Raw genomic sequence first — 13,532 nt, forward strand, 5'->3', positions numbered from 1 at the left:
AGGATGACAGGCATGACCACACCAGTTGCGCAGATCGTGGACGCCGTCGGCTACGCGCGGGCCGTCGAGGACGTCGTGAAGGCCGCGGCCGCCTACTACACGGACGGCACCTCCCCCCTGGACGACGACACCTACGACCGGCTGGTGCGGGGGATCGCCGCATGGGAGGCCGAGCACCCCGACCAGGTGCTGCCCGACTCACCGACCGGAAAGGTCGCCGGCGGCGCCGTGGAGGGCGACATACCGCACACGGTCGCGATGCTGAGCCTGGACAACGTGTTCTCGGCCGAGCAGTTCACGGCCTGGACGGCGTCGCTGGCCCGTCGCATCGGACATGAACCGCAGCGGTACAGCGTCGAGGCGAAACTCGACGGTCTCGCGATCGCGGCCCGCTACACCCGAGGACGCCTGACGCGGCTGATCACCCGGGGCGACGGGACGGCCGGGGAGGACGTCTCGCACGCGATGGGCACCATCGAAGGCCTGCCCGAGACCTTGACCGAGCCGGTCAGCGTGGAGGTGCGCGGCGAAGTCCTCATGACCGGTGCGCAGTTCGAGTACGCCAACGAGGTGCGCACCGCACACGGCGGACAGCCCTTCGCCAACCCGCGCAACGCGGCCGCGGGCACCCTGCGCGCGAAAGACCGCGCCTACACGGTGCCCATGACGTTCTTCGGCTACGGCCTGCTGCCGCTGCCCGACACGGACGACGCCTCGGCCGCCCGGCTGGACGGTCTCGCGCACAGCGAACTCATGGCGTTCGCGGGGGAGCTGGGGGTGAACACCACCGCCTCCACGGCAGTGCCCGGCATCACCGCGGCCACGACCGACGAGGTCCTGGTCCGGGTGCAGGAGATCGCCGCGCTGCGCGCGGGGCTGCCGTTCGGGATCGACGGGATCGTCGTCAAGGCCGACCTCGCCGCCGACCAGCAGGCCGCCGGCTGCGGATCGCGGGCCCCGCGCTGGGCCGTCGCCTACAAGCTGCCCGCCGTGGAGAAGATCACCCGGCTGCTGGAGGTCGAGTGGAACGTCGGGCGCACCGGCGTCATCGCCCCCCGAGGCGTCCTGGAACCGGTCGAGATCGACGGCTCCACCATCACCTACGCCACCCTCCACAACCCCGCCGACATCACCCGCCGCGACCTGCGTCTGGGCGACCGGGTGATGGTCCACCGCGCCGGTGACGTCATCCCGCGCATCGAGGCCCCGGTCGCCCACCTGCGTACCGGTGTCGAAATACCGATCGCCTTCCCCGAGGTGTGCCCGCGCTGCGGGTCGGCCATCGACACCAGCCAGGAGCGCTGGCGGTGCGAGCAGGGCCGCAACTGCCACCTCGTCGCCTCCCTCTCCTACGCCGCGGGCCGCGACCAGCTCGACATAGAGGGCCTGGGCGCCACCCGTGTCGTCCAACTCGTCGAGGCCGGCCTGGTCACCGACCTCGCCGACCTGTTCACCCTGACCCGTGATCAGCTTCTCGGGCTGGAGCGGATGGGTGAAACCAGCACGGACAACCTGCTGGCCGCTCTCGACACGGCAAAGACGCGGCCACTGTCGCGGGTGCTGTGCGCCCTCGGTGTCCGCGGCACGGGCCGCTCCATGTCCCGCCGTATCGCCCGGCACTTCGCCACCATGGACAACATCCGCGCCGCCGACGCCGACCAACTGCAGCAGGTCGAGGGCATCGGGGTCGAGAAGGCACCCGCCATCGCCGCCGAACTCGCGGAACTCGCCGAACTGATCGACAAACTCGCCGCGGCCGGGGTGAACATGACCGAGCCCGGCGTCACCTTCCCGCCGACGGACGCCGACACCGCCGCCGACACCGCCGCCGACACTGGCGCCCCGCCCGCCGTGACCTCCACCCCGTCCGCCGCGGGCCCGCTGGCTGGGATGACCGTCGTGGTCACCGGTGCCATGACCGGCCCGCTGGAGAACCTCACCCGCAACCAGATGAACGAACTCATCGAACGGGCCGGCGGCCGCTCCTCGTCCAGCGTGTCCAAGAGGACCAGCCTCGTGGTCGCCGGAGAAGGCGCCGGATCCAAGCGCGCCAAGGCGGAGGATCTCGGCGTTCGCCTCACCGCACCCGATGAGTTCGCGGTCCTCGTGGCCGACTACCTCGACGCACCCTGACGGCAGGTCCCGCGCCGCCCCCGGTCAGCAGGCCGGGCGCCGGGGCCCGGGTACGTACCCGGGCCCCGGCCCGCCGGGCTGTGCCCTACGAGGGGCGGCCTGCCGTCAGCACGTGCGGCCGACGTAGTGAGCGCCCTGGATCTTGTCGGCGGAGCCCAGCCAGGTCTTGCCGGGCGCGACGCACCTCTCGTAGTCGGGCGCGAGGGCGACCCGGACCTGGATGATCACCCGCGAGCCGTCGGAGGTGCAGTGGTTGTACCAGGCGTCGGAACTGGTCTCGTAGAAGCCGCACGGATCGGCTGTCGCTGGGCTCGACTGGGCGGTCACCGCGCCGAGGGACGTGAGCACGAGAGCGGCGGCTCCGAGAGCGCCGGTCACCATACGACGAAGACTCAAGGGAACTCCTTGGCCAGTGGCGGCAACAGGCCGTGAAAACGCCCTTGCTCGCCGATGAGTCGGATACGCGCACAAGGATGGCCGCGTCCTGCGGCGCCATTGGTCGGATGTCGCGCCGTTCACCTGGCGAATCGTTCGCCCTGTACGTCGATGGGATGATCTTGCTCCGGCTGTCGGTTCCGGGCCGAACAGGCTGGGTACCTGCGGCGCACTCGCGGTCTTCTTTTGCGACCATGACCGTGTGGACGGTGATGCGGCCTTCGGCACCGGCGACTCCCGCGGTGCGCTCGACGTGGCCCCCACGGCCCGGACGGCCGTGGCCTGGCTGCCGCCACGCGAGGTCTGGCCGGTGATCCAGGACATCCGCTGGGAGCACGACCCGCAGGTACGGCGCTGGCCGCCGCATGTGAACCTGCTGTTCGGCTTCGTGCCCGAGGAGGAGTTCGCTCGGGCCCTCCCGCTGCTCTCGGCCGGGGCCGCGGCGAGCAGGGCGTTCCCCGCGCGGCTGTCCGGTGTGCGGTACTTCCGGCACAGGCGCTGTGCGACGGTCTGGCTCGATCCGGCGGCGGCCGGCCTCGGGCCCTGGACCCGGCTCCAGCGGGAACTGCAGCTGCGGTTCCCGCGCTGCCTCGCACGCGGTGGCCGTTTCACCCCGCATCTGTCCCTCGGCCGCACCCATGACCCGAAGCGCCTGGCAGCCGAGTGTGCCGCCCGGCTCGGCACACTGTCGGCGGTGGTCGGCGAGGTGGTCGTGCTCTCCCGGCGGGACGAGGACCCCATGACGCCCCGGGCCGTGATCGAGCTGGGCACGGGCGAGATCCGCCACCCGCGCACACCGTGAGGAGTACGCGACCGGGCGGTGAGCGGGGGAGTCCGACGCCGTACGGACCGCCGCGAGTCAGCGCGATGGCTGGAGGAAGGCCATGAGCGCGGCCGTGAGTTCGGCAGGCGCGTCTTCCTGCACGAGGTGGCCCGCACCGGCGATCGGCTCGAAGCGCGCTCCAGGGATGCGGGCGGCGAGTTCCCTGCCTTTCGCCACGGGGATCCAGCTGTCGTCCTCGCCCCAGCACACCAGAGTCGGGAGGCCGATCTCGCCGTACCGGTCCTGCACTTCGTCGGTGTACCGCTGGTCGGCCTGAGCGATCTGCCGGTAGAAGGCCGCCTGGCCGAGGCCGTCGAGCCAGGGCCGGACGAGCCGGTCGAGCACGTCCGGGCGCAGGCCGGGGCTGCTGGCGGAACCGACGTACTCACGCACGAGTGCGCGGTGCAGCGGGGGCGGCAGCTGTTCGAAGACCTCGGAGTGCGCGCCGACGAGCCGGAAGAAGGGGGAACCCCAGGGGGCGAGCGCCACCGGATCGACCAGGGCGAGCACACGGTAGCGAGCCCCGTGCAGCAGATGTGCGCGCAGGCAGACGGCACCGCCGAAGTCGTGGGCGACCACCGACGGTTCTTCGAGGCCCCAGTGGGCCAGCAGCTCGGTGAAGATCCGGCTCTGGGCGGCGAGGGAGACGTCCTGGTCGGCGGACTTCTCGGAAGCCCCGTAACCGGGCATGTCCCAGACGAAGACATGGTGGCTGCGGGCGAGCGCGTGGGCGATGCCGCGCCAGACGTACGAGGAGAAGGGGGTGCCGTGCAGGAGCGCGACCGGATCTCGGCCGGGTGTGCCGAGGCTGCCCCAGCGGACGTCGCCCGAGGTGCTGTGGAAGGTCTCGGGCAGGTGCCATTCGGTCACGGTGCGGTTCCTTTCGGCTGTGTGCGTGCCCCGGGCCGGTGAGAGGACCGGTCGTCGGTGATCCGCGTCGACCGTGGTGACGAGGACCGTGATCTCGTCGTGCCCGCGCCGCACGGGCGGTCAGGGGTGTCGCTTGCCGGTTGTGGTGATGCGGGCGATGGCCTCCAGGGTGAGGGCGCGGTCATGAGGCTCGTGGGACAGCGCGCGGTGCAGGGTCAACCCCTCGATGAGGGCGTCGAGTTGGCGGGCGGTGTCGGGGTCGAAGTGCTTCTCCAGGTGGATGCGGCTGCGTCGCATCCATTCATGGGTGAGTGCACGGTACGCGGGCCGGCGGGCGGCGAGCGTGTACAGCTCCTGGGTGAGCACGAGGTCGCGGCCGCCGCTTTCGGACAGGGCGTGGACGAGGTCGGCCACCGCCTGCCGTGCCTGGTCGGGGTCGGACGGCGCGCAGAGGTGGGTGTCGAAGACGGCGACGATGTGGTCGGTGAAGTGCTGGAAGGCTTCCCGCAGAAGCTCGTCCATACCGCTGAAGTAGTAGGTGGTCGACCCCAGCGGGACGCCTGCACGTGCGGCGATCCTGCGGTGGGAGACGTGTTGGATTCCTTCCTCCGCGATCAGGTCGAGGGCGGCGGTGAGGATGCGTTCGCGGCGCTGGGGGTCGGTGTGTCCGGTGGCCATGGCGCTTGGTTCACAGCGTGCGGACGGGGCGCGCGGGGTTGCCGACGGCCACGGTGTTCGCGGGGACGTCCTTGGTGACGACGGCACCGGCACCGATGACGGAGTTGTCCCCTACGGTGACACCGGGCAGGACGATGGCGCCGCCTCCGAGCCAGACGTTGTCGCCGATGGTGATGGGTCTGGCGGCTTCCAACTTGTCGCGACGCGGCTGCGGCTCCAGCGGATGGGTGGGTGTCAGCAGCTGAACACCGGGGCCGATCTGGCAGTCCTCGCCGATGGTGATCGCCGCGACGTCGAGTGCGGTCAGGTTGTAGTTGACGAAGGTCCGCGCCCCGATGCTGATGTTGCTGCCGTAGTCGACGTACAGCGGCGGCCGCACGTGCGCCTCCTTGCCCAGGAAGCCGAGGAGTTCGGCGAGGACCGGCTGTGCGGCCTCGACGTCCTCGGCGTAGGCGGCCTGGTATCGGGCGGCCAGGCGCACGGCCTGCTGCTGCCTGCGGGCGATCTCGGGGTCGTCGGCGATGTAGAGATCACCGGCCAGCATGCGCTCCAGGTTCGTGCGGGGATCCTTCGCGAAGTGGTCCGTCGGCATACGGGCGAGCGTAACCCGAGAGTGTACGAACGTACATTCCTCAGTGGATTTTGTTGCGGCCCGTCACTTCCAGCGTTTGCGTATAGGAGTCGTGTGCAAGTGATCAGGGGGTACCCGGTCGGTCCGCGTCCGCATATGAAAGGGCTGCCAGCATGCACATCGATCTGAAGGGCCGTACCGCCCTGGTGACCGGTTCCACCCAGGGGATCGGAGCGGCGATCGCCGCCGGCCTGGCCCGTGCCGGGGCCCGCGTCGGGGTCAACGGCCGCGACCCGGAGCGTGTGGAGCGCAGTGTCGCCGAACTGGCGAAGGAGGTACCCGCAGCGGAATGGGTGCCCGTGCCGGCGGATGTGAGCACACAGGAAGGCGCCGACCAGGTCGTCGAGAGGCTGCCGGAGGTGGACGTCCTCGTCAACAACCTCGGCGTCTTCGGCGCCGCCGACCCCCTGGAGATCAGCGACGCCGAGTGGCGGCGCTACTTCGAGGTGAACGTGCTCTCCGCCGTACGGCTCACACGGCAGTACCTGCCGGGCATGACAGAACGCGGCTGGGGCCGCGTGCAGTACATCGCCAGCGACTCGGCGCTCGTCACCCCGGCCGAGATGATCCACTACGGCATGTCCAAGACGGCGTTGCTCGCGGTGAGCCGGGGGTTCGCCAAACAGGCCGCCGGCACCGGGGTGACGGTGAACTCCGTCATCGCCGGGCCCACCCACACGGGGGGCGTGGAGGACTTCGTCTACGAACTGGTGGACCGCGACCTGCCCTGGGACGAGGCCCAGCGCGTCTTCATGCGCGAGCACCGCCCGCAGAGTCTGCTGCAACGGCTGATCGAGCCGGAGGAGATCGCCCACATGGTGGTCTACCTCAGCTCCGACCAGGCCTCGGCCACCACCGGCGGTGCCCTGCGGGTGGACGGCGGGTACGTCGACTCGATTCTGCCGTGACCGAACGCGCGTACGCGGGGGAGGCAGCAGATCCGAGGATCAGATCAGGGTGACTTCTCCGACCGATCCGGTCGGCGCCGGGCCGCGTGCCGCTCACGGCAGCCCCGTCCGGCATCGGCGGGCGGCGAGGACGGCGCACGCGGTCACAGCCGCCGCCGCGATGAGACAGCGCGAACGGGGTACCCGTCAGCCCTGTCTGGAGGACCTGTGCTGTGGAACTGACCGACTGGCTGCTGACCTCGGACGAACGCGGCAACAGTGCCACCCGTCTGGACAGGCGCCGACCGGACCGCGCGGCCTGGTCGCGCGGAAACCTGGTGCGGCCCCTCGTCCACGGCGGGACCTACTTCCCGGCACTCCACAGCGCGATCCGTGAGCAGCGCGCCGGGGACCTGCTGCTGTTCACGGACTGGCGCGGCGACCCCGACGAGCGCCTCGACGGCCCCGGCAGCGAGATCGGCAAGGTGCTGGGGGAGGCGGCCGAACGCGGGGTGATCGTCAAGGGGCTGCTGTGGCGCTCCCACCTGGACCGCTTCCAGTTCAGCGAGGAGGAGAACCGCCACCTGGGCGACGAGATCGAGGCGGCGGGCGGCGAGTGCCTTCTCGACATGCGGGTACGGCCCGGTGGCTCGCACCACCAGAAGCTCGTCGTGCTGCGGCACCCCGACCGCCCCGAACGCGACATCGCCTTCGTCGGGGGTATCGACCTGTGCCACAACCGCCACGACGACGCGAGCCACGCCGGCGACCCGCAGGCACTGCCCATCGCCGCCGCGTACGGACCGCATCCGCCCTGGCACGACGTGCAGCTCGCGATACGCGGGCCGGCCCTCGGCGACATCGAGGCAGGGTTCCGGGAACGCTGGGAGGACCCCGCCCCGCTCACCCGCAGCCCGCTGGTCCGCCTGCGGGAACTCGCCCATCATGAGGACACCTACGCCGACGCGCTGCCACCGCAGGCGCCCGACCCCGAGCCGTGCGGCACCCATGTCGTCCAGGTCCTGCGCACCTACCCGAATCGCCTGCTTCGCGGCTACGACTTCGCCCCCGACGGGGAACGCAGCATCGCCCGCGGCTACCGCAAGGCGCTGAGACGGGCCCGAGCGCTGATCTACCTGGAGGACCAGTACCTGTGGTCCCCCCACGTGGTCGAGTGCTTCGCCGAAGCCCTCACCGCCAACCCCGATCTGCGCCTGATCGCGGTCATTCCCTCCGTGCCCGAGCAGGACGGCAGGCTCACCCTGCCGATCAACCTCATCGGGAGGATCACGGCCCTGGACAGACTGCGCCACGCCGGTGGCGGGCGCGTGGCGGTGTATGGGGTGGAGAACCACGCCGGCACACCGGTCTACGTCCATGCCAAGGTGTGCGTGATCGACGACGTGTGGGCCTCGGTCGGCTCGGACAACATCAACCTCCGCTCCTGGACGCACGACTCCGAACTCACCTGTGCCGTCCTGGACGAGAGCCACGACCCGCGCGAGCCGCGCGACCCCGGCGGTCTCGGAGACGGGGCGCGCCGTTTCGCCAGGGAGCTGCGCCTGGAACTCTCGCGCGAGCACCTGGATCAGGAGGCCCCCCGGGGCGCGCAGGCGCCCGACCCGCTCTGCGACCCCCGGAAGGCGTTCGAGACCTTCGCGGCGACCGCTGCCGCCCTGGACGCCTGGTACGACAACGGCCGCCGCGGCCCGAGGCCGCCCGGGCGGTTGCGCACGTACCGCCGACCTAACCTCTCGCGTCCGGCGAGGACGCTCTACGCGCCCCTGCACCGCCTCCTCGTCGATCCGGACGGCCGCCCCTTCCTGCTGAGGCGCCGCAACGACTACTGACGACCACTGAGGGCTGCCGACGCTGGACACCTGCCCACGGCAGGGCGCGGTGCCTTGCGCCGATTCCTACGGGCCCTCGTGGTGGGCCGAGGCTTCCGCGACCTTCTTGAGCGCCGACGTCGTCTCGGGGTCACCGACCTTGGCGGGTTGGTCGTGCCTGCCGTTCTCCGCGTGATCGGGATGGAAATGGGAAGGGGACAGCCGGTCGCCGGGGCCGTGGGACTCCGACCGGTCGCCCGGGCCCTCCGAGGGGGCAGCGGCAGTCCGCCCGTCGCCGTCGACGGTCTCCTGCGGAGTGTCGCGGTGGGGGCGCGGCTGGGTCAGCCATGCGACGGCCGCGCCGGTGAGAGCCAGCGGCCACTCCACCACGCCCGCCACGCCCAGCACACCGGCCCCGGTGTAGACCGCGATCCGGCGGCCACGTGGCGAGACCGCCCCGATCCGGTCCAGCGCACCGTCGGCGACCTTGCTCACCTGCTCTGCTCCGGGCAGGCGGCGGATCCCCGAGCCGAGGGTCCGGAACGGCTGAGGAAGATCCGACGAACTCGTCCTGGCCTGGCTCATTTCGAACTCCCTCCGAGTGTTTTCGGGGTGTTCTGCCCGAGTTTCCCCTGTCACGGCACATATGCGGCGTTCCAGCCTCGTGTGGCCCCCCGAACCTGGGGCCGCCACCGCTGACCGCGACGCCCTCGGGGCGGACGGCGACCTGCTGGCGTCCTGCTTCCGGCTCAGCCGGTCCCTGGGGACGGGCGAGCTCAGGAAGAAGGACTCCGGGATGGAGGACGCCGCCCGGGTCGAGAACGGACTTCGCGTCGGTGAGCGCGGCGGCGAAGGGACCGGGTACCGGCGGTCGTACCAGGGCCGGTGATCGCGGCCCGACCGGTCACGCCGCCGACACCCTGGCGGCGATCTTCACCGCCGCCGGAGCACCGCCGGTACACATGGTCCCGGCTCTACGACCCGGCGCTCCCGCCGGCCGGTCAAGGGCCCTTCGCCTCGTCGGCGGCCGGATCCGCCGGACCCGGCCACACCCCCTAGCGGGCGATCGCCTGTACGCCGGCCTGTGCGAACTTCTCGTCCAGCGCTCCGGACGGGGCGCCCGCGACGCCGATGCCGGCGATCGGGGCCTTGTCGGCGGTGACGGGCACGCCGCCCGCGAGGAACAGGGTGCCGGGGATGTCCTTGAGGTTGGGCGCCTGCTCCAGGCGCTCGGTCAGCTGAGAGGTGGGGGCGTTCCAGGCGACCGCGGTGAACGCCTTGCGCTCGGCGGACTCGTACGACTGCGGGCCGGCGCCGTCGCCGCGCAGGGTGACGACGGTGTTGCCGTTGCGGTCGACGACGGCGACCGTGACGCGCTGGTTCTCCTGCTCGGCGGCGTCGAGCGCGGCCTGCGCGGCCCTGGTGGCGGCGTCGATCGTCAGGTGGGTGGAGGTGGTGGTGGCCCGGTCCGGGGCACCGGCCGCGGCGGCGGTGGACGTCGTGGCGGGCGCCGAGGCGTTCGCGGAGACCGCGCCGAAGCCCGCCAGGGCGGCGACGGCGAGCACCGCCCCGCCGGTGGCGACGCGGGCACGACGCGAGAGGTTCTTGCGTACGCGGTTCATGGTCGGTCGACTCCTTCGGTGGGTGGGCGGCCCGAGTGCCGCCCCGCTTGGTCCGCTCTCCACCCTCGGCCCGCGACGGGGCCCCCGCGGTCGACGTTCCGGCTGCACCGCTCGCACGCGACGGACGACACCGGGGTCATCCGATCGATTGACACGCCCGGACTTCGCACCGGGCCACAATGAAGGTGTTTGCCCAGTTCAGCGCTGACGTGCGGAAGGGAGGCGACCCGTATGGGAGACCGGTCGCGCGCACCGGACACCGTGGACACGCGGTGGCTCGGCGTCGTGATGCACGCGGCGTTCTTCCTGCTGCTCGGCGGAGCGCTGGCCCGCTTCCTGCTGCGGCACCCCGGCGAGCCGCGCACACCGTGGATCATCGCGCTGTGCGGCGTGCTCGCCGCGCTTCACCTGCTGGGCCCCAGGCCCGCGGACTCGACCACGCGGCGTACCAGGCGGCACACCGCCTGGCTGACGCTCGTCGTCATCGTGTGGATGGTCCTCGTCGTCCTCGCGCCCAGCTTCGCCTGGTGTGCGGTGCCCTTGTTCTACGTCGGCCTGCGCACACTGCCGCCTCGCGCCGCCCTCGCCCTGGTGGCACTCCTGACCGTGTTCGTCGTCGCCGCTCAGGTCGAGCTCGCGGGCCGCTTCGACCCCAACCTGGTCCTCGCGCCGCCCGCCGTCGCGGCCCTCGCCACCGCCGTCTTCCTGCAGATGGAACGGCACACCGCACGCCAGCGCCTCCTGATCGACGACCTGATCCGCACCCGGCACGAACTCGCCGCCTCCGAACGCCGCGAGGGCACCCTCGCCGAACGCCAGCGGCTCTCCATGGAGATCCACGACACGCTCGCCCAGGGTCTGTCCAGCCAGCGGATGCTGCTCCAGGCGGCGGACCGGGTGTGGGACACCGAACCGGAAAAGGCCCGCGCCCATGTCCGCACCGCCGCTTCCGTCGCCGAGCACAACCTCGCCGAGGCCCGGCGCTTCGTGCACGACCTGGCCCCCGCCGACCTCGCCCGGGGTGGCGGACTGGGTAAGGCGCTGCGCACCCTGGCGGCGCGGGAGTCCGCGGCGCACCTCACCGTACGCGTTCACGTGGACGACGACGGCCGCCTGCCCGACCTGCCGGACCGGGTGCAGTCCGCCCTGCTGCGCATCGCCCAGGGCGCGCTGGCCAACGTCCGCGAACACGCCGAAGCCACCACGGCGGCCCTCACCCTCACCCTGCTGGACGACACGGTCGTACTCGACGTCACCGACGACGGTCACGGCTTCGACCCCGCGGCACCACCGGTCGCTTCCGGAGGGGAGCGCGGCCACGGACTGCCCGCGATGCGGGCCCGGCTCCGTGCCCTCGGCGGCACCCTGACCGTCGAGTCCGCTCCCGGCCAGGGCACCGTGCTGTCCGCCGCCGTCCCCCTGGAGGCGCCCCGATGACCCCCGACCGCGCTCCCGTGCGGATCCTGGTCTGCGACGACCACGCCGTCGTACGGGCCGGGCTGCTCGCGCTGCTCGACAGCGCCCCGGACATCGAGGTCGTCGGCGAGGCCGGCACCGGCGAGGAGGCCCTCGCGCTGGCCGCGAAACTCGTCCCGGACGTGGTGCTGATGGACCTGCAGCTCGGTGAGGGCATCGACGGCGTGGAGACCACCCGTCGCCTCACCTCCACCCCCGGCTCCTCGACCCATGTCCTGGTCCTGACCACCTACGACACCGACGCCGACATCACCCGCGCCATCGAGGCGGGCGCCACCGGGTATCTGCTCAAGGCCGAGCGCCCCGACGAACTCTTCGCCGCGATCCACGCCGCCGCCGGGGGACGCACCACCCTGTCGGCGCCGGTCGCCGGCCGCGTCATGGCCCACCTGCGCCGGCCCCGCCCCACTCTCACCGACCGCGAACGGGACATCCTCGCTCAGCTCGCCCGAGGCATCGGCAACCGCGACATCGCCCGCGCCCTGTACATCAGCGAGGCCACGGTCAAGACCCACCTCCGGCGCATCTACGACAAGCTCGGCGTCGACACGCGCGCGGGCGCGGTGGCGGTCGCCAAGGAGCGACGTCTGCTGCCATGACCGGCCGTCGCAGGAGGACTGGACCGCCTTCGGTGCGTGCGGAATTGAACGAACGCGAAATTGAACACGAAATTGAACCGTGACATTGAACACGGCATTGAACGCGACATCGACTGTGGAGTTGAAAATCGAACGAGCGGGCCGCCCGTCACCGGGCGACCCGCTCCGTCGATGAGGCTTTACTGAGTCGCGTGACTCAGAAGGCGAATGCCGAAGCCCCCTGGGTTTCCTTGATGCATGAATTGGCGAAGGTGTGCTCGTAGTTTACGCGCGTACCACGCCAGACACCCTGAACGGTGACGACAATGGGGCGGTATTCGCGCGTGCAGGGCTGCCCCGCCTCATTTCCGCGGAGCGTGGCCAGGCGGTCGAAGTCGCCGTTCACGCGGTCCAGGTCCGCACAGGCCTTCCGGGGGTCGGGGTGAGTCCCGGACGTGGTGTACGCGCAGTTCACGGTCACCGCGCGCTCCGGTGTCGCGGTGGCGGCCTGCTCCCCGTGGCCGACGGTCATGACCAGAGCGGAAGGGGCGTACAGCGAGGCCGGGGCGCTGTGGGCGGGCACGCTCAGGGGACCCGCGACAGCCGTGGTGAGCAGAGCTCCTGTCATTGCCCAGCGTGTCATTGGACGCATGATGTGTCTCCTTTCTGTTCGCGGTGCTTCAACGCCTCGCAGTACCCGCGTCGTTGCCGGCGTCTCAGGAAGGAAGGGTTCAAATGTTTCCCGGTGCTGCAATTCGGACCATATTGCTCGTTCAATCAGTGGCCTGATCGGTCGACCCGGACTCGTGACTGAGGAGGTGAGCGGCCTTGCATTTCATTCTTCGGGGAAGGCGTGGCCGATGTGCCTGGGGTGGGATATGGCTCGAAAGTGGTGAGTTCGTTTTCGGCCCCGGGCCAGCCACGCAGGCGTGGGCCCGCCACGCAGGCGTGGGTCCGCTCCGCGGGCGGCCGCACCCGGTTCGACGCAGCCGGAGCGGGGCAGCGGCGGTCGTCGTCCGCACACGCGGACGGGCCCCGCCCGCAGTCCCCGAAGGAGGCTGCGGGCAGGGCCCGTCCCGAGCGTTGAGTGACGCAGACCTCACTCAACGCCCACGCGTGCTGGGGGTCAGAAGTCGGTGGGCAGTCCGCTCACCTCGGCGATGCCCCGTAGCTCTTCCGTCTGCCGATGTCGTTCCCTGATGTAGTCGGCGATCTCGGCAAGGCGGTCGGGGTCGGAAGCGGTACTCGCGTCCGTGACGATCCTGACCGGACCGGAGTCGTCGACGTCGATCTCGATCACTTCGTTGTCGAGGCGGCCGGTGACAGCGGTGGCGATGACGAGGGCGGCCTCGTCACGGACCTCCTGGGGCAGCTCGTCGTCGGACCCGGTGTCGAGCGCGAGGTCGAGGCTGGAGAGGCGCTCCTCTTCGATCGCCTGGAGGACCGGTTCCACCATGCGCAGCAGAAGGCGGTAGTCCTCCGTCTCCATCCGGATGCGCAGGAGGTCCAGGTACGCGTCCACGGGCCGGCCGCCGCCATGCGGAATCTCGGAATCGCTCATTGGCTCCGT

General features: G+C 71.2%; 15 protein-coding genes. 7 read left to right on the forward strand and 8 right to left on the reverse strand.

The window, feature by feature from the left end:
- Positions 1-12: 12 nt before the first annotated feature.
- Positions 13-2,133, forward strand: coding sequence for an NAD-dependent DNA ligase LigA (gene ligA, locus ACWCPI_RS29910; RefSeq protein WP_451041077.1), 2,121 nt, complete (start codon positions 13-15; stop codon positions 2,131-2,133).
- A 105-nt stretch (positions 2,134-2,238) separates the two neighbouring features.
- On the opposite strand, the gene ACWCPI_RS29915 is transcribed toward ligA, so the two are convergent.
- Positions 2,239-2,514, reverse strand: a complete 276-nt coding sequence (locus ACWCPI_RS29915; RefSeq protein WP_451041181.1) for a DUF6355 family natural product biosynthesis protein — start codon at positions 2,512-2,514, stop codon at positions 2,239-2,241.
- Positions 2,515-2,770: 256 nt separating this feature from the next.
- On the opposite strand from ACWCPI_RS29915, the gene ACWCPI_RS29920 reads away from it, so the two are divergent.
- Entirely contained in the window at positions 2,771-3,370 is a 600-nt protein-coding gene (locus tag ACWCPI_RS29920; RefSeq protein ID WP_451041078.1) for a 2'-5' RNA ligase family protein, read from the forward strand.
- 57 nt (positions 3,371-3,427) lie between these two features.
- Here the strand turns inward: ACWCPI_RS29920 and ACWCPI_RS29925 are convergent, their stop codons facing one another.
- The 3 genes from ACWCPI_RS29925 to ACWCPI_RS29935 form a co-directional block, all read right to left on the reverse strand.
- The gene (locus ACWCPI_RS29925) at positions 3,428-4,261 is read right to left on the reverse strand and encodes an alpha/beta fold hydrolase (protein WP_451041079.1); all 834 of its coding nucleotides are present in this window, start codon (positions 4,259-4,261) and stop codon (positions 3,428-3,430) included.
- Between the two features lie 120 nt (positions 4,262-4,381).
- Positions 4,382-4,939 carry a TetR/AcrR family transcriptional regulator gene (locus ACWCPI_RS29930; protein WP_451041080.1) on the reverse strand — a complete coding sequence of 186 codons (558 nt, stop codon included), beginning with the start codon at positions 4,937-4,939 and terminating at the stop codon, positions 4,382-4,384.
- 10 nt (positions 4,940-4,949) lie between these two features.
- On the reverse strand, positions 4,950-5,531 hold the full coding sequence (locus ACWCPI_RS29935; RefSeq protein WP_451041081.1) for a sugar O-acetyltransferase: 582 nt from the start codon (positions 5,529-5,531) through the stop codon (positions 4,950-4,952).
- Positions 5,532-5,683: 152 nt separating this feature from the next.
- Here ACWCPI_RS29935 and ACWCPI_RS29940 point away from each other — a divergent pair, with 152 nt between their 5' ends.
- On the forward strand, positions 5,684-6,478 hold the full coding sequence (locus tag ACWCPI_RS29940; RefSeq protein WP_451041082.1) for an SDR family NAD(P)-dependent oxidoreductase: 795 nt from the start codon (positions 5,684-5,686) through the stop codon (positions 6,476-6,478).
- A 212-nt stretch (positions 6,479-6,690) separates the two neighbouring features.
- On the forward strand, positions 6,691-8,307 hold the full coding sequence (locus ACWCPI_RS29945; RefSeq protein WP_451041083.1) for a phospholipase D family protein: 1,617 nt from the start codon (positions 6,691-6,693) through the stop codon (positions 8,305-8,307).
- A 66-nt stretch (positions 8,308-8,373) separates the two neighbouring features.
- Here the strand turns inward: ACWCPI_RS29945 and ACWCPI_RS29950 are convergent, their stop codons facing one another.
- Positions 8,374-8,871 carry a hypothetical protein gene (locus ACWCPI_RS29950; RefSeq protein WP_451041084.1) on the reverse strand — a complete coding sequence of 166 codons (498 nt, stop codon included), beginning with the start codon at positions 8,869-8,871 and terminating at the stop codon, positions 8,374-8,376.
- 61 nt (positions 8,872-8,932) lie between these two features.
- Between ACWCPI_RS29950 and ACWCPI_RS29955 the strand changes: the two genes are divergently transcribed.
- Positions 8,933-9,175 (forward strand): hypothetical protein, encoded by a 243-nt coding sequence (locus tag ACWCPI_RS29955; protein ID WP_451041085.1) that lies wholly within the window; start codon positions 8,933-8,935, stop codon positions 9,173-9,175.
- A gap of 166 nt (positions 9,176-9,341) precedes the next feature.
- Here ACWCPI_RS29955 and ACWCPI_RS29960 read toward each other — a convergent pair whose 3' ends face one another.
- Entirely contained in the window at positions 9,342-9,908 is a 567-nt protein-coding gene (locus ACWCPI_RS29960) for a GlcG/HbpS family heme-binding protein (RefSeq protein WP_451041086.1), read from the reverse strand.
- Positions 9,909-10,139: 231 nt separating this feature from the next.
- Between ACWCPI_RS29960 and ACWCPI_RS29965 the strand changes: the two genes are divergently transcribed.
- Positions 10,140-11,345 (forward strand): sensor histidine kinase, encoded by a 1,206-nt coding sequence (locus ACWCPI_RS29965; RefSeq protein ID WP_451041087.1) that lies wholly within the window; start codon positions 10,140-10,142, stop codon positions 11,343-11,345.
- Complete coding sequence (locus ACWCPI_RS29970) at positions 11,342-11,983, forward strand: response regulator (protein WP_451041088.1); 642 nt, start codon at positions 11,342-11,344, stop codon at positions 11,981-11,983. Before ACWCPI_RS29965 ends, ACWCPI_RS29970 begins: the two co-directional genes overlap by 4 nt.
- A 196-nt stretch (positions 11,984-12,179) precedes the next feature.
- On the opposite strand, the gene ACWCPI_RS29975 is transcribed toward ACWCPI_RS29970, so the two are convergent.
- Positions 12,180-12,614, reverse strand: coding sequence for a subtilase-type protease inhibitor (locus ACWCPI_RS29975; RefSeq protein WP_451041089.1), 435 nt, complete (start codon positions 12,612-12,614; stop codon positions 12,180-12,182).
- A gap of 474 nt (positions 12,615-13,088) precedes the next feature.
- On the reverse strand, positions 13,089-13,523 hold the full coding sequence (locus ACWCPI_RS29980; RefSeq protein ID WP_451041090.1) for a hypothetical protein: 435 nt from the start codon (positions 13,521-13,523) through the stop codon (positions 13,089-13,091).
- Between the last annotated feature and the right edge of the window lie 9 nt (positions 13,524-13,532).

Source organism: Streptomyces sp. NPDC001920 (assembly GCF_053594495.1).